Source organism: Arthrobacter sp. N199823, from assembly GCF_002929705.1.
Lineage (GTDB): Bacteria > Actinomycetota > Actinomycetes > Actinomycetales > Micrococcaceae > Specibacter.
The window spans coordinates 152,961-173,715 of the sequence record NZ_PJIN01000003.1 but is presented as its reverse complement, the minus strand read 5'-3'; the positions used below and the strand labels follow the sequence as shown (position 1 = coordinate 173,715).

Genomic DNA, 20,755 nt, shown 5'->3' with positions numbered 1-20,755 from the left:
TAAAGCTATTTTTTGCCCCTGTTATGGGGCGTTACTTCTTGCTACGTTTTTTTGTGGCGTTAGTGCCGAAGCTTGCCGTCACGCGGTCAAGGAAGATTGCCAGGATGACCACGGCAATACCGGCCTCAAAGCCAAGCCCGGCGTCAATGCGGCTCAGGCTGGCAACAACGTCTCCACCCAAACCGCCGGCTCCGACCATGCCTGCAATGACCACCATGGACAGCGAGAGCATGATGACCTGGTTAACGCCGGCCATAATGGTGGGGCGCGCCAGCGGCAGCTGAATCTGGCGCAGAATTTTGCTCGGGCTGGAGCCAAAGGCGTGCCCTGCTTCAACAACTTCCTTATCCACGCCACGGATGCCCAGCTCAGTAAAGCGGACACCGGGTGCCATCGAGAAGATGATCGTGGCCACAATACCGGGCACCACGCCCACCCGGAACATGACAAGCGCGGGAATCAGATAAACCATGGCTGGCATGGTCTGCATGAAGTCCAATATTGGCTTGATGATGGCCGAGGCCCGATCTGAACGGGCCGCCCAGATACCCAGCGGAATGCTGATGACAACGGCCACAACTGTGGCAATGACAACCAGCGCCAAGGAGTTCATGGCGTTTTCCCATTGGTTCACGCCAACAATCACGAGGAAGCCAACTGCCGTGCCAACACCCAATTTCCAGCCGCTCGCCCACCAGGCAATCGCGGCAAACACCACAATAATTGCCCAGTAGGGAGGAGCCTGCAACAGCCACTCGAGTCCGTCATAGGCACTAACAAGAACTGTCCGCACAAGAAGGAAAAAGCCGTCCAGCGTGGTTGTCAGCCAGTCAAGGCCTACTTCCACCCAGTCGCCTAGTGGGATCCTGAAATTCGCTTCCACTATGCGTCTCCTTCGGTTTTAGCCAGTGCATCGGTGACCATTTGTTTGGGGATGGGCGCCACTGCCGTATCCACCACAGGGAATTCGCCCGTGGTGGAGGGGACGTTGCCCAAGGCGGCCAGCAGCGTCACTCGCGGCAAGGCACCCACCAGCCGGCCGGCGTCGTTCACGACCGGCAAGGGGATGGGGCTCTCCACTGCGCGGCCAAAGAGATCGTTGAGGGCCGTTTCGGGGCTGACCGGTTCAATGCTCTTGCGGATCACGGAGTTCAGGTCGGAGCTGTGCGCCTCAACCTGCTTCATGACGTCACGGTCGCGGACGGTGCCCAGGTAATTACGACGGCGGTCCACCACGAAAGCGGCCGAAACCTGCAGGTCACGCATGGTGCGCAAGGCGTTTCGCGGTCCGCCGGAGAGGTTCACAACCGCAAGCGCGGGCTCCATCACGCCGCCGGCGGTGAGCACGCGAGTCCTGTCCACGTCCTGCACAAACGCGGCCACGTAGTCATTGGCCGGGCTGGTGAGGATCTCGTCCGGAGTACCGATCTGCACGATTTCACCGTCACGCATGACGGCGATCCGGTCGCCGAGGAACATGGCCTCGTTGAGGTCGTGGGTGATGAAGATGATGGTCTTCTCCAGCTCGGACTGCAGCAGCACCAGCTGTTCCTGCATTTCGCGCCGGATCAACGGGTCGAGCGCGGAGAAGGCCTCGTCCATGAGCAGGATGTCGGTTTCTGCGCTCAGGGCGCGGGCCAGGCCCACGCGCTGCTGCATACCTCCGGAGAGCTCGCTGGGGTACTTGGCACCCCAACCTTCAAGGCCCACCAAGTTCAGGACCTTCTCGGCTCGGGCCAAACGATCAGCTTTAGCCACACCCTGCACCTCAAGTGCGTAGGCGGCGTTTTCCAGAACGGTTCGGTGCGGCATGAGCGCAAAGTGCTGGAACACCATGGAGATTTTCTGCTGGCGAACGCGGCGCAATTCCTTGTCGCTAATCTTGGAAATGTCGGTCCCACCCACCACTACAGAGCCTTCGGTGGGGGCCCAAAGCCCGTTCAGCGTGCGGATCAAGGTGGATTTTCCGGAGCCTGAAAGGCCCATGACAACGAAGATCTCGCCCTTTTTGACCTCAAAGGAGGCGTCGATAACAGCAGCTGTTCCCAGCGCGGTCAATTCATCGCGCTTCTTGCCGGCCTTGAGCCGCTTGATCACTTCGGCAGGTCGTTTGCCGAAGACCTTGTAAACATTGCTCACGCTCAGCGCAATGTCATTTTCAGTGCGCTGTGGCCCGGAATCGGGCGGAATAATCTGCGTTTCTGGTGTGACTTTGTCTGTGGATTCGTACACGTAGTACCCATCTACACGAAAGTTCAGGACCCGCTATGGCAGGTCCTCAACGAGCGCGATTGTTGATCTCGTGCTGCAGGCGTTGTTACGCGTCAAACTCTTCTCTCCCCCGCACGCCCCGGCCGGGGCTGCAAGGAAAGACGGTCTTGCCGCTCAAGGGCAAGAATCGGGAAGCTATCCCTACCGCCAGTTCGACGGCCTGTGTCTGGCTGCCACTTCCCCGGGGAACATGATTCGTCATGAACACGTACGTTGGTGGCAGTTGCCCGCAGGCTTGTCGGTCTACTGGTTCGCTTCCCACGCTAACAGAGACAATTTCGCTAAGGGCTGAATATGTCGGTTTTTGCCCGTATCCGAGCGACATCTCACACGCTGTGGCACCGCGGCTATACGGCGAGGCAACCGTTACAGTTTTGTAACCCTAGGCAACATCACAATCTCTGGGGTAGTGTCCCTCCCCACAGTTCCTTCCATGCCGCGCCCTTATCCCCTTCGGCACGACACAGCAGTGCACCGCCTATGAACGGCTTAACTTGATAGCTTGGAGGGGTGAAGATTGCTACCTGGAATGTGAACTCCCTGCGTGCCCGTGCCGACCGTGTCGAGGACTGGCTGCGCCGAACCGACGCGGATGTTCTGGCCATCCAAGAAACCAAGTGCAAGGACGAGAACTTCCCTTGGGAGCTCTTTGAAAACAACGGCTACGAGGTAGCTCACTTTGGCTTCAGCCAGTGGAACGGCGTGGCCATCGCCTCCCGTGTTGGCCTGGACGACGTGGAGCGGACGTTTTCCGGCCAGCCCACCTTTGGCAAGGGAGGTAAGGACCCCGTTCAGGAGGCCCGCGCCATCGCTGCCACCTGCAACGGTGTACGCATCTGGAGCCTGTACGTGCCCAACGGGCGCGCGCTGGACGACGAACATATGCCGTACAAACTACAGTGGCTCGACGAGCTCAAGAACCAGGCCACGGGCTGGCTCACGGCCGACCCGAACGCCCAGATCGCGCTGATGGGTGACTGGAACATCGCACCCCAGGACGACGACGTCTGGGACATCGACTATTTCCGCACCCAAGGCCTGACACACGTCAGCGAACCCGAGCGGGCAGCGTTCGCGGCGTTTGAAGCGGCAGGCTTTGCCGACGTCGTCCGCCCTTTGCACCCGGGCCCCGGCGTCTACACCTATTGGGACTACACCCAGCTGCGTTTCCCCAAAAAAGAGGGCATGCGCATCGACTTTACGCTGGCCTCACCGGCACTCGCCGCCCGCGTCATCGGCGCTGACATTGACCGCGAGGAACGCAAAGGCAAGGGCGCCTCAGACCATGCCCCAGTCATTGTGGAACTGGGCTGAGCATTGAGTAACGGGCTGTATTTGGGCGGGGTGCAACTCCCCTTCATCTCCAGCCTGCGCGTTTACTTGCCTCGTGAGGCATATACGCTCGCCGAATTCGCCTACATTGAGGGCCTGCGAACCCCCGAACAGAACGGGATCAGCGTCGATGCCGGCGAGCTGGCTGACTCCCTTGACCGGGTGAGCCGGGCCCTCCCTACCCCACTTCCGACGCCGGATGGAGACAGGGTGCGCGTGCTCACCATGGGTGCGGGGGAACAAACGTTGTACGCACCCAACCAGGTGGTGGCCCGCTCGATTGCCAGCGCCAGTGAGCTGCTGTCCGGCAACATGAAAGCGCTGGCATCGCTGATTCTTCCACAAGAACAATGGACCCGGCAGCTGGAGCACGCCTCGCATGCAAGCCATCTTGAGCTGCCTATCCAGACCCGAAATTCTACCTGGGGCATCCCCTTCAGCTGGTTCATCTTGGTATATGCCAATGACCGCATGGAAGTGGTTGAGGCCAATGGCCGGGTCCTGACGGTGCGGATCCAGGTGCCGCTGGCCACCGCCTTGGGAAGAGTGGAGCGAACCCTAGGCATGCTGGCTGCCATGGCCCCGGAGTTGGACCTCTTTGAGGAACTCCAAGATTTGGGCCACTGGCTTGCCGGATTCAATGACGCGGGCGTGGTGGAACTGGATTATGGTCCCGTGGCCAACCGAGTGCACCCCGACGATTCCCCCGCCGATGTGCACATGGGGTTGGAGTGTCTGGCCGACGGGGACCTCACCGGCGCTGCCGCAGCCTACCGCCGGCTGGCAAACCGGTGGATGCCCGTGCGTCAACTGGCTCGAGCAAACTAAAAACCCCACGACCGTCACAGCGCTGCCAGTGCAACGAGGACCGTCGTGGGGTTTTTAGATGAAGCAGTAGTTACTTGTCGTGCTTGAAGATGCCGGCAATCTTGGCGCCAAGACCCTTGGCGTGCTCCACAGCGTCCCCCGCGAATTCCTTCACGTTCTCGGCAGCGTCACCGGCAAACTCCTTGATGTTTTCACCAGCGTCGCCGGCGAATTCCTTGATGTTTTCCGTGGCGTCTCCGGCGAAGTCCTTGAGGTTTTCCGTGGCATCACCGGCAACATCCTTGGCTTTGCTGGCTGCGTCTCCGGCGAAGTCCTTGACGTTTTCCACAGCGTCCGCGGCGAATTCCTTGGCCTTGTCTACTGCTTCTGCGCCGTTGCCTGCATTGTTTTCAGTCATGATGCCTTCCTTCATGCTTTGCTATGGACCCCCAGGCTAGTCATGCTCAAGGGTAATGATGAAACGAGACTAGCGGACTCGTTCCGCTTTGGTGAACCGTGACCTTGCACCGCTGCCAATGCTCAGGAGAACCGGAACTTCAAAGCCCAGCAGCTCATCCAACGCCGCCACCAGATCCGCGATCTCACCGGCCACCTTGTGGGGTGAGACTCCTTGGCGGGGTAGAACCCGCACCTTAATAGCGGTCTGTCGGCGGAAGTCATAACTTGTCACAGTGACGCCCACAAGGTCGGTGCGCTCCATCAGCGCACTCTTGAGAGCATGCTCGGCCACAGCGCAACTGAGCTTAACCGCTCCGGCGGCTCCGTCGTCGTCCGCGTTTCCTTGATAGTCCAGCAACGTGCTAGCCCGTCCCTTGCCCTGATTGCCGATCCAGGAAATCATCACGATCGCCACCAGCAGGAAGAACACAGCAACGGCCAGCCAAATCCAGCTCTGGGAGGTCAGCAAAAGCCGTGTGCGAGCCTCCACGTCCAGCAACCAGTCCAGCTGCGCCTGCGCGTAACCCTGCCACCAGCGGGCCGCAGCGGGGCTCACGGCCAGAACACCCGCTCCCGCCCCTGCAACGAGCAGGACCAGCCCAATCACTGACAGTAAGAACCTATTGAGGGCTCTCGGTGTGCCGTTCATACGCCAATCACCCCACTGTCAGTTAGTTTTACACTCACGGAAGGCACGGGATTCAATCCCATGTCAGCCACCCGCGCCTCCACAGCCCCTTGGATCTGCGATTCAGACAAAAGAATGCCGGACGTTGGCCGCACATTGACCTGCACCTGGCGGGCCGAAACTACCACCATGACCTGTTCTCGAGTCACCCCGGCGGCCACTCGGGCGGTTTTGGCGAGAGCAGAGGCAATCACTTCATCGTCCACCACAATGGCAACGCGGGGATGACTGATAACGTGCCGAGCCCGCCGACCCGGCAGGATCCCGTGGCATAAAAAGATCAGGCCAAAAAGGGCCAGTAGCATCCCGGCTGCACCCAGAAGTGCCCGCGGGGTATCGCCGGGGAGATCGGCAATCCATTGCAACATCATTCCGGGACTTGCCAGCCACGTGGGCTGACCCAAGGCAGCCAGCATCGATTCCAGCATGAAGTACAGGGCTGTCGCGGCCACCAGACAGGCGGCAATGACGGCGGCACCGGACCGGGGCGAATGGGTCTCCCGGCGCAGAATGTGCCGGTCCAAGTCCCTCTGACGTTCTTGAGACGGGCCGCTCACAAAACCCTCCCCTCTTCGCGCACCAGCAGCCCGGAAATCCGGATGTCAACACGGCTCAGGCGCGAGCCGCTCAGATGTTCAACCTGCGTCAGGATACTGGCTTTGGCCGCCGTTGCACGGGCGAGAATACTGCCCCCGCCCTGTGTGAGCCGATCGGGATCCCGACTCACCGCACTCAAGGGTGGCGCGCCCATGGGCGAGGAGATAGACAAAGCCAAGAGTCCGTCGTCGTCATTCCAGCTGACCCGCACGTGAGCGGGAGGGACAGCCAGCACCTGCCCCGCCGTAGCCTTCGCAAGGGAGCTCAGCGCCTGCGTGCTGATGCGGTTGTGGCCGGCAAGATCGCGCGCTGGCACCAGTTCCTCACTCACGACGACGAGCGGCGGCCCGTGAGCGCATCAAGGGCACCGCGCCAATCAAGTTTTCCGCTGGCAGCCCGGCCTACAAAGGCGCCCACAGCGATGAAGATCGCGCTGATAATAAAGCCCCAGAATCCAAAGGCGAAGGCCATGAATGCCAGGAACGCACCAAATGCTGCACAAACAACGCTGAGATTCACAGTTGTTCCTCTGTTTCTGTTGACGCGATGCCATGAGCCGGCGCAGTGGCAGCTGTTGGGGTTGCCGCAGGTGTTACCGCAGACTTTGCACTACTCAAACGGTCCGAAAGCCGGGACTTGGAGGCAGGCTTTTCCGTGTCAGTGGATGGGATGAACACATCCGTAATTTCAATATTGACCTCAATGACGTCGCGGCCCACCAGTTCCTCCACGGCCCCGTAGACGGCTGCCCGAACCGTGTTGGCCAGCGTTTGGAGCGGGTAACCGTACTCGGCCATCAGCACCAGATCGACGGCCACTTGGGACTCGCCAACTTCAACCCTGACTCCCTGGGTGAGATCGGTAGCGCCCACCACTTCTCGGATGGCTCCGATGGAACGTGAAGCACCCGAACCGAGCGCGTGCACGCCCGGTACGCTGCGAGCTGCAATGCCAACCACCTTGGCCACAGCCGTTTCGGCAATGACTGTTCGCCCAACGCCTGCGGTGAGGGTAGTGGGAGCGGGATTACCTGTTGCTAAGTCGTGCGAGTCCATCAACGCGCCCTTTCTGTTTCCTTTACGGTAAGCCTATTCACCGAAAAGTTGGGGGGCAACGCCGCAGGCCCCCACCGCTGCTAATTGCAGTACAGAAAAACTCTGCCGTTACTGGCCGCCGCAATTATTCTCAACCCATGCACCAATAGGCTCCATGGCCGTTTTGAACTTATTTTCATCGAACGCCTTGCCGTCCACAGCAGTCTCATTGACAACCGTCAAAAGGTTTTCCAGATCTCCCTTGAGCTCAGCTGGGACCTTCTTCATGGACTCTTTCACCTGATCGGCCAGCTTCCGGGTGTTTTCACCGCTCGAGTCGAACTTGGACAGGAGCGCCAAGCTGCTGCCTGCCAAAACCACCGCCGTCACACTCAGACATGCCTCGGCATTAGCTGCCAGTGCGCCCAGATCGGGAACTGAGCCACTAGCGGTTCCTTCGGGCGCAACTGGATCTCGCTGCTGATCCTGCGCGTCACTGGTTTTGTTGGACGCGGAACCCCCTCCTGCGCTGCCAGCGTCCGGGATCAAGGAGCACCCGGTGCTCACCATGGAAACCAGGAGCAAAACTGCCAACAAGCGAAACAATCTCCGCATAGTTCTTGTCATCTGCACGAGGACCCCTAAGTTTCTTCCGCCATTGGCGGAGCGCTTCCGAACTTCTCATGGCCATTGTGACACAGGGCATCACGCTGCTCTGTTGGCACTGACGTTGGTGTTGCTCTGCTGGCGCTGCGACGTTAGTTGCGAAGTTGCGCTGCACCCCGCTAACCCTGGACCGGCGCTGCTAACCCTGGACCGGGGCTGGAATGAGCAGAACGCTTAAAACAAGAAAGACCCCTTATTTCTAAGGGGTCTTGCTGGTGGCTCCGACCGGCGTCGATCCGGTGACCTTTCGATTTTCAGTCGAACGCTCTACCAACTGAGCTACAGAGCCTTGGTGATCTGAAAATATCGTCACCAGATCTTCTTGAGCTAGCCAAGAAAACCATAGCGACCCTGACGGGACTCGAACCCGCGACCTCCGCCGTGACAGGGCGGCGCGCTAACCAACTGCGCTACAGGGCCATACATTTACTGCTTTTGTTTCTCTCACACGTTTGCGTGATTTTCACGAGTAATAGCGTACCAGCATTTTTTCATCCGGTTTACCACTCACTCGCAAGTACCCCCAACGGGATTCGAACCCGTGCCGCCGCCGTGAAAGGGCGGTGTCCTAGGCCGCTAGACGATGGGGGCCTAGTCATCCTTTTTGCCTCGGCGTCGTTTCCAGCGCCTCGGTTCCAAGTGGACTCCAAAAACTATAGGGCCTATTTGCCCAGAACACAAAACGAGGATCCACCAAGCGGCCCGGACTGGCCAAAAACAGCCCTCCTCAACCCCTCAGGACGCCTCCCCGAAACCCAAAAAACCCGTGTTTTAGCGAGATTTCAACTAGGATTGAGTCATGCATCACAACCCCCTGGCTGGCATCCCATCCTTCACCCCATTCAGCATGGGCGAGGCGGAATTCGATGCTGCCGTACACGCGGCACTAACGCAGATTCCTGCACGCGTCCGCGCTGAAATGGATAATATGGCCATCTTTATCGCCGACGATTACGAGCCGGCCCCTGGCGAACATCCGGATACCGTGCTGCTGGGCCTTTATGAGGGGACACCGCTCACCGAGCGTGATTCCTGGTGGGACGCAGGCTCGCTGCCTGACCGCATCACCATTTTTCGCCAGCCTATTCTGGATATCTGCCGCAGCCGCGATGAGGTCATTCATGAGGTCACCGTGACAGTGGTTCACGAGATTGCCCACCACTTCGGCATCAGCGACGAGCGGCTCCACGAGCTCGGCTGGGGCTAAATGACACTGTTGTTGTTTATGTGACTGGTGTTTTTCGTGTTGCCAAAGCATTCTGCGGGGCCGTAGGGTCTGGATAGCTGGGTAAATGCGCCGTGAGTCCCCAGCCTCAGGCTTGCGCTCTTATAAGGAGCTACGGCATTCACCAACCGACCTGCAGTGAGGCTTCTGGATGAGTATGCGCTTTTTGGTTCGTGGCACCGCCACCTTGGCTTGTGTCACTTTGGCTTCTGCCGCCCTACTCTCCCCCGCCGCAGCCTCCCCACAGGTTTTTGGCACAAGTGCATTAAGTTCGACGGCGTTCCAAAAGTTCGCCCCTCTTCCCCACCTTCCTGCCATCCCGAGTGAAGACGAGATCGCTAAGGCCAAGACCTCCGAAGCAGCCACAGCCGCCGCTGCTTCCGAACTTGAAGCCATTCTCAGCTCTGCCAATGACCGCCTGCAGGCCACCAGCATGGCCGCATTGGGCGCCAGCGACGCTTACACAGAAGCTTTGGTGGTCTTGGCTCAGCGCCAAGCCGAAGCGGAAACAACAAGGGCAAAATCGGACGCTGCCCGTACCGCAAATTCAGAGGCCAAGACGGCGCTGGGGCAGTTGGCCGGCGATCTATACAAGTCCGGTGGGATGGGGCTGAGCGTTCAGACACTCGTCACTAGCGACGACAGCGATGATGCCCTGTACAAGGCGTCCACCCTCATGGCTCTGAGTTCCAACCGGGCCAATACATTTGCCTCGGCCGAGGCCGCTGCCTCCACCTCGGCCGCATTAGATGCTCAAGCATTGGCCGCAAGCACCGCCGCCAAGGAAGCTACGGCAACGGCTGAGTCCTCCCGAGCTTTGGCCCAAAGCGCGGCTGACGCCCAGGCCGCCGTCGTGGTTGATAATCAAGCCCAACGCGATGTCTTGCTGCAACGGCTTGCGAGTTTGCACAACACCACCGTGGCCCTAGAAGGCGCCAGGGTTGACGCCCTGGCCCAGAAAGCCCGCGACGAGGCGCTCAAGGAGCAGATTGCAGCGTCCAAGGATGCGCCTGCACCGGTGCGGCCCCCGGTAACCGGCACCACGCCAGCCGTGATTCCTGCGGTTCCTCAGGCTCCAGCAGCACCAGCACCGAAGCCGGTGAGCCCCGCTCCGAAGCCCGCGCCGAAGCCGGCAAACCCCGCACCCCAGCAGCCAAAACCTCCTGTCGCTCAAGCGCCAAAACCGCCTGTCACTCAGACTCCCAAGCCTCCTGTCGCTCCGGCACCAGCACCTGCGCCGAAACCGGTGGCACCTCCCAAGCCGCCAGTGATCAAGCCACCCGTTGCACCGTCGGGCAGCTACACCAAGGTCATGGTCAATTACGCCATGTCCAAGATTGGCAGCCCCTACCAATGGGGCGGCAATGGGCCTAACGCCTTTGACTGTTCCGGGCTGGTTCAGCAGGCCTTCGCGGCAGCCGGCAAGTCCGTACCGCGCCAAGGTTCGGACCAGTTCTGGGCCGCTCCTGTCCGGGTACCGTTGTCACAGATGCAATACGGTGACCTGCTGGTCTTCAACGAAGACGGCAATGGCCGTTTCAGCCACGTCGCCATTTACATTGGAAACGGCCAAGTCGTCCAGGCACTGAACTACAGCGAACCCGTGGCTGTCACCTCATTGGCGTACATGACTCCCTACATGACGCTGTACCCCTACGCGGCCCGGTACTAGCGCACTCAGCCCGGTAACGCCGTGAGCCGTGGTCCTCTCCTGAATCGGAGAGGACCACGGCTCACGGCGTTACCAAGATCTAGCTGCGGCTCAGGCTTGCAGCAACGGGCCAAAGGCAGATCGGTCATCCTGACGAGGATCTTCCCTGTCCCGCACTACCATGATGGGACCCTTGGCATGGTGCCGCACGCCGTCGGTGGTGGAGCCGAGCATCATGCCCGCGAAACCGCCCCGGCCACGAGTTCCCATGACAACGAGCTCAGTGGTTTCGGTAGCCTTCACGAGTTCTTCGACGGCGGACCCTTCCAGTAGCTTCACCTCAATGGGCAGTTTCGGGAAGTGATTGCGCAGCCATTTCTCACCGGCATCAAGCTGGAGCTGGATCTCAGCAAACAACGCCTCGCGATCCACCGGCGCAGGCAACCAGGCCAGCGATCCTGTGTAGGGCTGCACAGCGCAGATGATCCGCAGGGTGCAGCCAGCGCGCTGCGCCTGTTCGGCTGCCACAAGGACTGCATAGCGGGCCTGATCTGAACCATCCACGCCCACAGTGACGACTTTTTCAATGGCAACGCCGGATTTACCAGTGCCCGCCTCCAAGTCAGCCTCCAGCCGTGGAGCGCAGCTCAGTGGCACGGTTACGGTGGGGCATTTCGCGTGGGCTGGCAGTGCTGAGCTGACGCTACCCAAAAGCCTCCCTATGAAGCCACCCCTGCCGCGTGAGCCAAAGACTAGTAGTTCGGCAGTTTCACTCAGTTCCAGAAGGACGCCCGCGGCGTCGCCGTTCTCAACCCGCGCGTCCATCTCAATATCGAGGTGAGCCACGGTGGCGGCAGATTCGCGAAGGACAGCCTCGGCACCTTGTCGGATGACGTCGTCGTCCACGGTTGCGTAACCGCCGTCGAGGCCTGAGGCGGCAAAAATGGGCACGGTGTAAGCGGTGACTAGGTGCAGCGGAACTTTGCGCAATTTGGCTTGCCGAGCCGCCCAAATCAAGGCGCAATTGCTCTGCTTGGATCCATCGATTCCTACCACAATCCCTGTTGGTGCTGGGATGGGTTGCTGCGCTGCGCCTTGGGGTGATTGCTCTTGACTGGACATGATGCGCCTCCTAGTTCATACATACCGGAGAGACTAAAAATCAGCGAATGCCTCACCGTCGCGGCCTGTACTTGTGACTATTGCGGGTTCAGTGATGCACGTCAAGTTACCGTGCGGCGAGCGCCGAACATGACTTCATCTGCCTTCTATTCAGCTACGCCCCCACATGTGACACAGTTGGCATTACTCGCAAGTAGGAAAGTAGGCCTCCATGTTGAAACTCCTTGATACGGCCGTGGCGCGCGGCCTCAGCGGTGAGCTGGCCGCAGCCTCCGGTTCTCAGGATGCCATCTGGGCCGGGGCGGATTCAGCCTGTGCAGAATTGTCCGCTCCGTTGGCCGTTGTGGATGTGCAGGCGCTGTCCACCAATGCCGGATCTTTGCTGCGGCGGGCCGCGGGAAAGCCCATTCGGGTGGCCAGCAAGTCCATCCGAAACAAAGAGGTTCTGCGTGCCGTGCTGGCTCAGCCTGGATTTTCCGGCGTGTTGGGGTTCACCCTCCCGGAGGCGCTGTGGCTTGCCGCGGATCCCTCGGATGCTTTCACTGACATTGTGGTGGGCTACCCCACCGCCGATCCCTTTGCCCTGCGAGCGCTAGCCGCCGATCCTGTGGCCTGCGCCCGTGTGACGCTGATGGTTGACTCCTCGGAACAACTGGATTGGATGGCTGCAACCCTTGCGTCTCTCAGTCCGGCTGCACCTATTCGGCTATGTCTGGATCTGGACGCATCCTGGCGGCCTACCGCCGCCGGGCGCGCTCTGGGACACATTGGCGTGTACCGCTCCCCCGTGCGCACCGGAGCCGATGCCATCGCGCTGGCGCTGGCGATCAACGGCTACCGGCAAGGTAACACTGCTCTTTTCCGACTCACGGGCATCATGGCGTACGAGGCCCAAATCGCTGGCCTGCAGGACACCCCTCACACGGGAAACAAGGTGGCCGATCTAGCCAAATCGCAGCTACTGAAGCAGATCCAGCGCCAGTCCATGGCCGAGATCATGCGCCGTCGCGCCAACGTTGTGGCCGCCGTACGGAATGTGTGCGATCTCGAATTCGTCAACGGCGGCGGCACGGGCAGCTTGGAACTCACCTCTGGCGATCCTGCCGTGACGGAGCTGGCGGCCGGTTCGGGGCTGTTCGGCCCCACACTGTTTGACGGCTATTCGCGCTTCACCCCAGCCCACGCCGTCGGATTTGCCGCTCCCGTGGTGAGACGCCCGGCATCTGACATTGTCACGGTTCTGGGCGGTGGCTGGATTGCCTCCGGCCCCGCAGGAAACGACCGCTCCCCCGTGGCCGTCCACCCGGCCGGGCTGTCCTTCATTGGCACCGAGGGCGCCGGTGAGGTCCAGACACCCCTGCGCGGGACAGCGGCCGCCACTTTGGCCATCGGTGACAAAGTCTGGTTCCGCCATGCCAAGTCCGGAGAAGTCTGTGAGCATGTTGACGCCTTGGAAATGATCGACGGCGGACAATGGGTGGGCAGAGCGCTCACCTATCGAGGGGAAGGTAAAGCGTTCGTATGAGTGAATGGCGGAATTGGGCCGGTGACCAGCACTGCAGGCCCAGCGCCGTGAAGCTGCCCAGCACGGTAGGCGAAGTCTCGGCGCTGGTCGCAGCCGTTGCCGACGGCGGTGGCACCATCAAGGCTGTGGGAGCTGGGCACAGCTTTACCGATATTGCCCTGACCCGTGGCGTGCAGTTACGCCTCGATGGCATCAGCGGGCTACTCAACGTGGACCGAGAAGCAAAACTCGTCACGATCGCTGGCGGCACTCGCTTGTATGAAATTCCCGCGTTGCTGGCACCGTACGGGCTGGCCATGGAAAATTTGGGCGACATTGACCAGCAGTCCATTTCCGGCGCCATCTCCACCGGTACTCATGGCACCGGCTTGAAATTTGGCGGCATTGCCACTCAGGTACGCGCTCTATTGCTCGTCACGGGAACTGGCGAGGTGAAGCGCTGTTCCGCTACCGAGAACCCAGAGGTGTTCGCGGTGGCCCGGGTAGGACTTGGCGCCTTGGGCATCATTGTCGAGGTCACCTTGGCGTGTGTGGATGCCTTCATGCTCCATGCGGTGGAACGGCCGGAGCCGCTGGCAGCAGTGGTGGAGTCGCTCGCCGAACGCAACGCCGCCCACGATCACTTTGAGTTCTACTGGTTTCCACATACCCAGACGGCCCTGACTAAAACCAACACCCGGTATGGGCCGGGCGGGCTGCCGCGGGGCGTGAAGCCCTTGTCTTTGGCCTCTCATCTGGTGGATGACACATTGCTTTCCAACACTCTCTTTTCTGCCCTGTGCAACATTTCTGCCACGGCGCCCTCCGTGATCCCCAAGATCAACACCATGGCCGCGAAGCTCACGGGCAACAGGGAGTTTGGCGATGCCTCCCACAAGGTCTTTGCCACACAGCGGACAGTGCGATTCAGGGAAATGGAGTACGCCGTACCGCTGACCCACATCCCCACAGTGCTGGCCGAGCTGGACACCATGATCACCCGGCGTGGACTACAGATCTCCTTCCCTGTAGAGGTCCGCAGCGCAGCGGCGGATGACATTGCCTTGTCAACGGCAAGCCAGCGCGACACCGGCTATATCGCCATCCATCAGCATGTGAAAACATCGCCGTTGGAGTACTTCCGGGCCGCCGAAGAAATCTTCCAGGCACACGCTGGGCGGCCGCACTGGGGCAAGTGGCACTTCCTCCAATCGAAAGACTTTTCAGAGCTCTACCCAGACCTGGAAAAGTTCTGTAGTGTTCGGGATGTTCTCGATCCCAAAAGAGTGTTTCGCAACGCCTATCTGGATCGGGTGCTGCTCTGATTTCTTGGGCATCCCCACCTGTTTGATCCGCCCTACGGCGCAGTCCTTCCTGGTCTGTGCCGACCGTGAATTCTCCTACCGTTCGAGGAGGCATTTGCCCATGATGGCTGCGACAAAAATTGCCCTACCCCGGGCCAGCACAGTGCCGCTGCATACCCCCAGCGCGCCAGCATTGCAGGGAAAAACCACTGAAAGCACCACCACCATGGTGATTGGCTCCGGATTCTCCGCTCTAGCCATTGCGGCAGAACTCAACCGACAAGGTATCAAGACCATCGTGGTGGATAGTTCTTGTCCTTTGAAGCAGCCCACGGCGCCGCCCACCACGGGCGGCATCAGCCTGGCCGCCTTGAGTGAACGGAGCGAGATTGTCCGGCTGCTGGAGCACTACGCCCGGCGCAATGAGCTGGATATCCGCCCGGCAACCCAGGCCTTGGACTTCACACACCACGACGGCGACCACCACGACGCAGACATGGCCGCCTCGCACCAATGGCGAGTGCTCACAACAACCGGCACCGTTACCGCCCACAGCATTGTCTTTACCCGAGGTGCCCTCAGCCAATTACGCAAGGTGCTCCATAGCGTTGGCGTGTCCACCGCCAGCGACGTACGCACGGGTATGCATGTCCTGGGCCTCTACCTGGTGGGCGTGGGCGATCTAGCCGTTCCCACCACCCAAGAAATCCTGCACCAGGCTAAGCGAGCCAGTCATTCCATTTCCTCCCGCATTGCGGCCATGGAAATGGGCCAGGTCGCAGCGATCGCCTGAGGCCCCGGCAGCACCGCCCTAAACGGCAAAAGCCCGCTGCCTACCCTTGGAGGATAGGCAGCGGGCTTTTGGTGGAAAGACTAATCTTCGCGAGCAAGCCGGCGTCGGGCAACAACCACCATGGCAACCACAATGCCCACCAGGACAACGGCCAAGCCAATGATGCTCCACGGCACCGCTGAATCATCGGCAACAGGCTCTGACTGGGGTTCCGGCTGGGCTTGGACGGAAACTACGGGCCCCGCGGCTGCGCCAGCTGCTGGACTCACAGCAGTGGCCGAACTGGCAGAGCTGGCAGTGAAACTAAATGTGCCTTCAATGGGGTGGGAATCGGAGGACACCAGGCGCCACTGAACCGTGTACTTGCCGGCAGGAGCTCCGGGGCGCAGCTCCTGGGTGGCTGCCTTGTCGAGGACCTGAACTTCACCGGAGGCCCAATTGGTGCCCGCCTCGTCAACTACCAACACCTGCGAGCCGATAACAGCGGGTGTGTTGCTCAACGTGATCTGAATCTGCTCCGGGACGGTGGCCACCGTTGAGCCATCAGCCGGGGAAGTTTCGGTCACCGCATCGTGGGCAAAGGCGGCCGTCGACGGAGCAAAGAACACCAGCAAAAGTGCCATTACACCCACCAAAGATCGGCGCACTAGTGTTTTTGATGTCATGTTCGTCTCACCAGAGTGGCGACTGACGGGAGGAATCACGGCGGAACGTCCTTCGATCGTTGGGGCAATGCCACCTCACGTTACCCCAGCAATATGGGAGTTTACCCAACAGGGGCGGCACATAGGGCAGACCAACCCATGAGCCAAGGGACGCCGTCGTGCTTCACAGTGCAGGTAAATTCCAGCGGCCACCACTATCTCCCGCCCCTGCATTACCAGCTAGTATTTCCTCGAATAACTTAATTTCTTTTCACTTTGCCCGGAGGGCTCTTTACATGGCTACCAAAACGGATGTCAGGCTGTCAGCGGTCGACAAATACTTCAAGATCACCGAACGCGGCTCCAACTACTCGCGGGAAATCCGAGGTGGTTTCGCCACGTTCTTCGCGATGAGCTACATCGTGGTGCTGAACCCGCTGATCCTCGGCGGCGCCGACTCCACCGGTGAAGTGCTGGGCCTGGAGCGCGTTGCGGCTGTGACGGCATTCGTGGCCGGTGTCCTGACGATCCTGATGGGCGCTTGGGCTAAACACCCCTTCGCCCTCGCGGCAGGTTTGGGCGTCAACGCGTTCATCGCCGTCACTGTGGCCACCAACCCTGGCCTGACCTGGCCCGATGTCATGGGCCTAGTGGTCCTGTCCGGTATCACCATGTTCATTCTGGTGCTGACCGGCTTCCGTACAGCGGTTTTCCGGGCTGTTCCTGAGGGCCTAAAGACAGCCATTGTGGTGGGCATTGGTATGTTCATTGCGCTGATCGGCCTGGTCAACGCCGGCTTTGTGCGCCGCATCCCCGACGTCGCCGGCACCACGGTTCCGGTTGGTCTGGGCTTTGACGGCAAGCTCATGGGCTGGCCCACGCTGGTGTTCTTGGTCGGCCTGATCCTGACCATTGGTTTGGTGGTCCGTAAGGTCAAGGGCGCCATCCTGATCGGTATCTTGGTCTCCACCTTGCTCGCGAACATCCTTGAGATGACGCTGCATATTGGCCCGTCCTTCGACGGCACCACAAGCAACCCGCAGGGCTGGTCCTTGGTGTCGCCGCAGCTTTCGGCGTGGTCCTGGCCTGATCTGTCCCTGATTGGTCAGGTCAACCTCTTCGGTGCGTTCTCCAAGCTGGGCGCCCTGGCCGCGATCCTGCTGGCCTTTGTGATCCTGCTGAGCATCTTCTTTGATGCCATGGGCACCATGGTGGGTCTTGCCGCAGAGGCTGGCACCATGGACAAGGATGGCAACATCCCGGACGTTGACAAGGTCCTGCTCGTTGACGCTTTCGGCGCCATCGCCGGTGGTGGCGCGTCAGCATCATCCAACCAAATCTATGTTGAGTCCGGTGCCGGCATTGGCGAAGGTGCCCGCACGGGTCTGGCATCGATTGTCACTGGTCTGCTCCTGCTGGTGGCCATGTTCGCCACCCCGCTGATCAAACTCGTTCCCTTCGAAGCCGTGGCCCCGGCCCTCGTGGTGGTTGGTTTCATGATGGTCTCCCAGGTGGGCAAGATCGACTGGTCCGACTGGGGCATCGGCATCCCGGCCTTCCTGACCTTCACGCTCATGCCGTTCACGTACTCGATCGCCAACGGCCTCGGCGCCGGCTTCATCGCGTTCGTCTTGATTCGCCTGTTCCAGGGCCGCGCGAAGGAAATTCACCCCTTGATGTGGGCCGTGGCCGCAGCGTTCACCCTATTCTTCGGCATCGGCGTCATTGAGGACATGTTCGGGGTCAAGTAACCCGGCTCCTCCGCACCTCCTCTCCCTCGAAAGGTGAGTAGTTGCTAATGTTTCTCGGAAACATTAGCAACTACTCACCTTTCGATTTTTTGTCTCTGCCATGCGAGACGCCGGGAAGTGTCAGAGCACCTTGGAGAGGAACGCCCGGGTCCGTTCGTGCTGCGGGTTGGCAAGCACCTCGCGAGGGTTCCCGGATTCAACGACGACGCCTCCGTCCATGAAGACGAGCGAATCAGCCACCTCCCGGGCGAAACCCATCTCGTGCGTCACCACGATCATGGTCATCCCGGTACTGGCCAGTTCCTTCATGACGTCTAGCACTTCCCCCACCAATTCTGGGTCGAGTGCGCTCGTCGGCTCGTCAAAAAGCATCAGTTTGGGATCCATCGCCAACGCTCGAGCGATAGCCACCCGCTGCTGCTGACCACCGGACAAGTGGGCGGGGTAGTGGTCTGCCTTGTCGCCGAGGCCCACGCGTTCCATCAGCTCGATGGCACGCTTGATCGCCTTCGCCTTTGGAATCCCCTTCACTCTCATGGGCGCCTGGATGATGTTCTCCAAGGCTGTCAGATGGGGAAAGAGATTGAAGCGCTGGAACACCATGCCAATTTCTCGGCGTTGGAAGGACGCTTCCTTTGGCCTGAGTTCATAGAGCTTTTCGCCCTTCTGGCGGTAACCAACAAGCTGCCCGTCGACGGAAAGCCGGCCCGCGTCCACACGTTCCAGGTGGTTGATGCAGCGCAGGAACGTCGACTTGCCCGAACCACTGGGCCCCACAAGGCACAGCACCTCACCGGGCTCGACGCTCAGACTGATGCTTCTGAGGACCTTGTTTGAGCCGAAACTCTTGGACACGCGGTCCGCGAGCACCATGGGTGTGCCGCTCATTGCTTGTCCTCCGATTTATTGTTCACTCTAATGTTCGTGATGTCCCCCGCAGCTGGCAGCGGCCCACGCGGTTGGAGCGACTTTTCCGCCTTCCGCCGGCCGGACCCGCGGGCAAACCGCTTTTCAATGAAGTGCTGACCAACCATCAATATCGAGGTGAACAGCAGGTACCAGAGCGAGGCCACAATCAACAGCGGCACCGGTGTAAACGTCACGGCTGAGATGCCGCGTGACACCCCGTACAAGTCGATGCTCAGCGGGATGGCCGCGACGAGCGATGTGGTCTTGAGCATGGAGATGACCTCGTTGCCGGTGGGCGGAATGATGATGCGCATCGCCTGCGGCACCACCACAACACGCATCGTCTGGCCCCACGACATCGCCAAGGCCCGCGATGCTTCCTCTTGACCCTCATCGACGGAAAGCAGGCCCGCCCGGACAATTTCAGACATGTAGGCGGCCTCGTTGAGCGCGAGGCCGATAACCGCCGTGACGAATAGGTTGGTCAAGATGTCGTTCTGAAAAGAGATCCACGGTGTCATGAACGGCACCCCGATGGTGAGCACCGGATAAATCAGTCCAACGATTCCCCAGAACACCAACTGAACATAGACCGGCGTCCCGCGAAAGATCCATATGTACAGCCACGCAACGCTTTTGACCACAGGGTTCGGTGAAAGCCGCATGATGGCCAGCAACAGGCCCAGAGCGATGGCAATGACCATGGCATAGACCGTCAGTTGCAGCGTGACCAACGCAGCCTGGCTGATCCTCTTGTCAAAAATGTATTTGCTGACATTGGCCCAGCCGAATTCCTCACGCTGGCCAGCATCGATGACAAATACGGCCAGCGTCAAGACTAAGAGCGCAGCAATGAGGACTCTCCACGGGTGGCGCAGCGGGATGGCCTTGATGGCCTCACCCTCCTGATCGGCAGCAAGCGGTTCATTCTCCGCAGGTGTCATGCCACCCTGCCCCTGAGGATTCTTCACGGGCTAACCCTTCGCAGCCACATTGATGGCGGCCGTCTCCACTCCGCCACTTTCCACGCCCCACTTCTCAAGGATCTTGGTGTAGGAACCGTCGTCGATGAGGGACTGTAGGGCCTTCTGCAGGACCGGCGTGAAGGCGGAGTCCTTGGCCACGGGGATGCCGTAAGGGGCAACTTCGAAGGCGTCACCGGCCGTTTGAAGCTTCTTCTCCGTCTTCGAGATCGCGTATAAGGTGACAGGCGAGTCGGCGCTCATGGCGTCAACCTGTCCCACGATTAGGGCATTAGTTGCTTGGTCCTGCGCGTCATACTTGAAGATTTCAATGGCGGGCTTTCCCGCGTCCGTGCACGCCTTGGACTTGGCGGGGACCTCGTGTGTGTCCTCGTAGGTGGTGGCCTGCACCGCTACCTTTAGGCCGCAGGCGTTGTTGGGATCCACGGCCTTGCCGGTCTGCGATGCCCACTGGATGCCGGCCGAGTAGTAGTTGACGAAGTCGACCTGCTTTTCACGCTCGATGGTGTCCGTGAAGGATGACATGCCCATGTCATCCTTGCCGCCGTTGATCGACGGCAGGATGTTGTCAAACGTGCCAATGTCGAAATTGACCTTCAGACCCAATACTTGGCCCAGCGCATTCGTCAAATCCACCGACCACCCTGCGGGTTCCCCGTTGGCGTCCTTGAACTCGTTGGGCGGGTAGTTGTTGGCCATTCCCACATTGAGGACACCGGAGCTCTTGATCTTTTCCGGCAGCTCCGCTGCGATTGCTTCGTTCTTCTTGATCGTGGCACCGTCAGTCGGGGACGATGAGCTACCGCCACCTGACGTGGAATCACTGTTGTCAACGCAGCCGGTCAGCATGAGTGCGGCTACGGCAACGATGGCGGGAAATGCGTAAGTGCGGCGCATGGGTAATCCTTAAGTTGTCATTGTGAGTCACTGAATCAACATTGATGTCAGCGAACTGGCACAACTTGGTTGGATGGCGATATTCAAAACGTCCACAACGGCCTAGGGACTTGCGACA

21 protein-coding genes, 3 tRNA genes and 1 pseudogene are annotated in these 20,755 nt (G+C 60.1%); 8 read left to right on the top strand and 17 right to left on the bottom strand.

Features of this window, described 5'->3' with window-relative positions:
• Positions 1-31: 31 nt before the first annotated feature.
• Together CXQ93_RS08000 and CXQ93_RS07995 are read right to left on the bottom strand one after the other, a co-directional pair.
• Positions 32-883, bottom strand: coding sequence for a proline/glycine betaine ABC transporter permease (locus CXQ93_RS08000; RefSeq protein ID WP_104109927.1), 852 nt, complete (start codon positions 881-883; stop codon positions 32-34).
• The gene (locus CXQ93_RS07995; protein ID WP_373418327.1) at positions 883-2,151 is read right to left on the bottom strand and encodes a glycine betaine/L-proline ABC transporter ATP-binding protein; all 1,269 of its coding nucleotides are present in this window, start codon (positions 2,149-2,151) and stop codon (positions 883-885) included. The genes CXQ93_RS08000 and CXQ93_RS07995 overlap by 1 nt, the downstream gene beginning before the upstream one ends.
• A gap of 630 nt (positions 2,152-2,781) precedes the next feature.
• Here CXQ93_RS07995 and CXQ93_RS07990 point away from each other — a divergent pair.
• A complete protein-coding gene (locus tag CXQ93_RS07990; RefSeq protein WP_104109926.1) occupies positions 2,782-3,585 on the top strand; it encodes an exodeoxyribonuclease III in 804 nt (267 codons plus the stop codon).
• A 3-nt stretch (positions 3,586-3,588) separates the two neighbouring features.
• A complete protein-coding gene (locus tag CXQ93_RS07985) occupies positions 3,589-4,431 on the top strand; it encodes a hypothetical protein (RefSeq protein ID WP_146073190.1) in 843 nt (280 codons plus the stop codon).
• A gap of 70 nt (positions 4,432-4,501) precedes the next feature.
• Here CXQ93_RS07985 and CXQ93_RS07980 read toward each other — a convergent pair whose 3' ends face one another.
• The 10 genes and pseudogenes from CXQ93_RS07980 to CXQ93_RS07935 all read right to left on the bottom strand — a co-directional run bounded on the left by CXQ93_RS07980 (position 4,502) and on the right by CXQ93_RS07935 (position 8,445).
• The gene (locus CXQ93_RS07980; protein WP_181036091.1) at positions 4,502-4,828 is read right to left on the bottom strand and encodes a hypothetical protein; all 327 of its coding nucleotides are present in this window, start codon (positions 4,826-4,828) and stop codon (positions 4,502-4,504) included.
• A 69-nt stretch (positions 4,829-4,897) separates the two neighbouring features.
• Positions 4,898-5,518, bottom strand: a complete 621-nt coding sequence (locus tag CXQ93_RS07975; RefSeq protein ID WP_104109923.1) for a hypothetical protein — start codon at positions 5,516-5,518, stop codon at positions 4,898-4,900.
• Positions 5,515-6,114, bottom strand: coding sequence for a DUF6286 domain-containing protein (locus tag CXQ93_RS07970; protein WP_146073189.1), 600 nt, complete (start codon positions 6,112-6,114; stop codon positions 5,515-5,517). Before CXQ93_RS07970 ends, CXQ93_RS07975 begins: the two co-directional genes overlap by 4 nt.
• Entirely contained in the window at positions 6,111-6,485 is a 375-nt protein-coding gene (locus CXQ93_RS07965) for a hypothetical protein (protein ID WP_104109921.1), read from the bottom strand. The genes CXQ93_RS07970 and CXQ93_RS07965 overlap by 4 nt, the downstream gene beginning before the upstream one ends.
• Positions 6,482-6,673 (bottom strand): hypothetical protein, encoded by a 192-nt coding sequence (locus tag CXQ93_RS07960; protein ID WP_104109920.1) that lies wholly within the window; start codon positions 6,671-6,673, stop codon positions 6,482-6,484. The genes CXQ93_RS07965 and CXQ93_RS07960 overlap by 4 nt, the downstream gene beginning before the upstream one ends.
• Positions 6,674-6,819: 146 nt before the next feature.
• Positions 6,820-7,209 (bottom strand): annotated as a pseudogene (locus tag CXQ93_RS07955) (Asp23/Gls24 family envelope stress response protein); the annotation flags it as partial.
• A 108-nt stretch (positions 7,210-7,317) separates the two neighbouring features.
• Positions 7,318-7,785: a hypothetical protein gene (locus tag CXQ93_RS07950; protein ID WP_181036090.1), complete on the bottom strand. Its 468-nt coding sequence runs from the start codon at positions 7,783-7,785 to the stop codon at positions 7,318-7,320.
• A 282-nt stretch (positions 7,786-8,067) separates the two neighbouring features.
• Positions 8,068-8,143, bottom strand: a tRNA-Phe gene (locus CXQ93_RS07945).
• 57 nt (positions 8,144-8,200) lie between these two features.
• Positions 8,201-8,274 (bottom strand) — tRNA-Asp (locus tag CXQ93_RS07940).
• A gap of 98 nt (positions 8,275-8,372) precedes the next feature.
• Positions 8,373-8,445, bottom strand: a tRNA-Glu gene (locus CXQ93_RS07935).
• A 208-nt stretch (positions 8,446-8,653) separates the two neighbouring features.
• Here CXQ93_RS07935 and CXQ93_RS07930 point away from each other — a divergent pair.
• Both CXQ93_RS07930 and CXQ93_RS07925 read left to right on the top strand, forming a co-directional pair.
• Positions 8,654-9,061, top strand: a complete 408-nt coding sequence (locus tag CXQ93_RS07930) for a metallopeptidase family protein (RefSeq protein ID WP_258068745.1) — start codon at positions 8,654-8,656, stop codon at positions 9,059-9,061.
• Positions 9,062-9,230: 169 nt separating this feature from the next.
• The gene (locus CXQ93_RS07925) at positions 9,231-10,751 is read left to right on the top strand and encodes an NlpC/P60 family protein (protein ID WP_258068744.1); all 1,521 of its coding nucleotides are present in this window, start codon (positions 9,231-9,233) and stop codon (positions 10,749-10,751) included.
• A gap of 90 nt (positions 10,752-10,841) precedes the next feature.
• On the opposite strand, the gene CXQ93_RS07920 is transcribed toward CXQ93_RS07925, so the two are convergent.
• A complete protein-coding gene (locus CXQ93_RS07920; RefSeq protein ID WP_104109916.1) occupies positions 10,842-11,852 on the bottom strand; it encodes a universal stress protein in 1,011 nt (336 codons plus the stop codon).
• Between the two features lie 211 nt (positions 11,853-12,063).
• Here CXQ93_RS07920 and CXQ93_RS07915 point away from each other — a divergent pair, with 211 nt between their 5' ends.
• From CXQ93_RS07915 to CXQ93_RS07905, 3 genes are all read left to right on the top strand, one after another.
• Entirely contained in the window at positions 12,064-13,377 is a 1,314-nt protein-coding gene (locus CXQ93_RS07915) for an amino acid deaminase/aldolase (protein WP_146073187.1), read from the top strand.
• On the top strand, positions 13,374-14,681 hold the full coding sequence (locus CXQ93_RS07910) for a D-arabinono-1,4-lactone oxidase (protein WP_104109915.1): 1,308 nt from the start codon (positions 13,374-13,376) through the stop codon (positions 14,679-14,681). The genes CXQ93_RS07915 and CXQ93_RS07910 overlap by 4 nt, the downstream gene beginning before the upstream one ends.
• A gap of 100 nt (positions 14,682-14,781) precedes the next feature.
• Positions 14,782-15,453 carry an FAD/NAD(P)-binding protein gene (locus tag CXQ93_RS07905; protein WP_104109914.1) on the top strand — a complete coding sequence of 224 codons (672 nt, stop codon included), beginning with the start codon at positions 14,782-14,784 and terminating at the stop codon, positions 15,451-15,453.
• Between the two features lie 80 nt (positions 15,454-15,533).
• Here CXQ93_RS07905 and CXQ93_RS07900 read toward each other — a convergent pair whose 3' ends face one another.
• A complete protein-coding gene (locus tag CXQ93_RS07900; protein WP_256939789.1) occupies positions 15,534-16,076 on the bottom strand; it encodes a copper resistance CopC family protein in 543 nt (180 codons plus the stop codon).
• A gap of 317 nt (positions 16,077-16,393) precedes the next feature.
• Between CXQ93_RS07900 and CXQ93_RS07895 the strand changes: the two genes are divergently transcribed.
• Positions 16,394-17,848: an NCS2 family permease gene (locus CXQ93_RS07895; RefSeq protein WP_104109913.1), complete on the top strand. Its 1,455-nt coding sequence runs from the start codon at positions 16,394-16,396 to the stop codon at positions 17,846-17,848.
• A 120-nt stretch (positions 17,849-17,968) separates the two neighbouring features.
• On the opposite strand, the gene CXQ93_RS07890 is transcribed toward CXQ93_RS07895, so the two are convergent.
• The 3 genes from CXQ93_RS07890 to CXQ93_RS07880 are packed head-to-tail and all read right to left on the bottom strand — an operon-like array spanning position 17,969 to position 20,637.
• On the bottom strand, positions 17,969-18,736 hold the full coding sequence (locus tag CXQ93_RS07890) for an amino acid ABC transporter ATP-binding protein (RefSeq protein ID WP_104109912.1): 768 nt from the start codon (positions 18,734-18,736) through the stop codon (positions 17,969-17,971).
• Entirely contained in the window at positions 18,733-19,728 is a 996-nt protein-coding gene (locus CXQ93_RS07885) for an amino acid ABC transporter permease (RefSeq protein ID WP_373418325.1), read from the bottom strand. Before CXQ93_RS07885 ends, CXQ93_RS07890 begins: the two co-directional genes overlap by 4 nt.
• Positions 19,729-19,731: 3 nt before the next feature.
• The gene (locus CXQ93_RS07880; protein ID WP_104109910.1) at positions 19,732-20,637 is read right to left on the bottom strand and encodes an ABC transporter substrate-binding protein; all 906 of its coding nucleotides are present in this window, start codon (positions 20,635-20,637) and stop codon (positions 19,732-19,734) included.
• Between the last annotated feature and the right edge of the window lie 118 nt (positions 20,638-20,755).

Bases quoted from the DNA above. Each gene is read 5' to 3' on its own strand.
- CXQ93_RS07895 (WP_104109913.1), top strand. From the start codon at position 16,394: ATGGCTACCAAAACGGATGTCAGGCTGTCAGCGGTCGACAAATACTTC.
- CXQ93_RS07930 (WP_258068745.1), top strand. From the start codon at position 8,654: ATGCATCACAACCCCCTGGCTGGCATCCCATCCTTCACCCCATTCAGC.
- CXQ93_RS07980 (WP_181036091.1), bottom strand. From the start codon at position 4,828: ATGACTGAAAACAATGCAGGCAACGGCGCAGAAGCAGTAGACAAGGCC.
- CXQ93_RS07890 (WP_104109912.1), bottom strand. From the start codon at position 18,736: ATGAGCGGCACACCCATGGTGCTCGCGGACCGCGTGTCCAAGAGTTTC.
- CXQ93_RS07915 (WP_146073187.1), top strand. From the start codon at position 12,064: ATGTTGAAACTCCTTGATACGGCCGTGGCGCGCGGCCTCAGCGGTGAG.
- CXQ93_RS07900 (WP_256939789.1), bottom strand. From the start codon at position 16,076: ATGGCACTTTTGCTGGTGTTCTTTGCTCCGTCGACGGCCGCCTTTGCC.
- CXQ93_RS07905 (WP_104109914.1), top strand. From the start codon at position 14,782: ATGATGGCTGCGACAAAAATTGCCCTACCCCGGGCCAGCACAGTGCCG.
- CXQ93_RS07925 (WP_258068744.1), top strand. From the start codon at position 9,231: ATGAGTATGCGCTTTTTGGTTCGTGGCACCGCCACCTTGGCTTGTGTC.
- CXQ93_RS07910 (WP_104109915.1), top strand. From the start codon at position 13,374: ATGAGTGAATGGCGGAATTGGGCCGGTGACCAGCACTGCAGGCCCAGC.
- CXQ93_RS07880 (WP_104109910.1), bottom strand. From the start codon at position 20,637: ATGCGCCGCACTTACGCATTTCCCGCCATCGTTGCCGTAGCCGCACTC.
- CXQ93_RS07975 (WP_104109923.1), bottom strand. From the start codon at position 5,518: ATGAACGGCACACCGAGAGCCCTCAATAGGTTCTTACTGTCAGTGATT.
- CXQ93_RS07920 (WP_104109916.1), bottom strand. From the start codon at position 11,852: ATGTCCAGTCAAGAGCAATCACCCCAAGGCGCAGCGCAGCAACCCATC.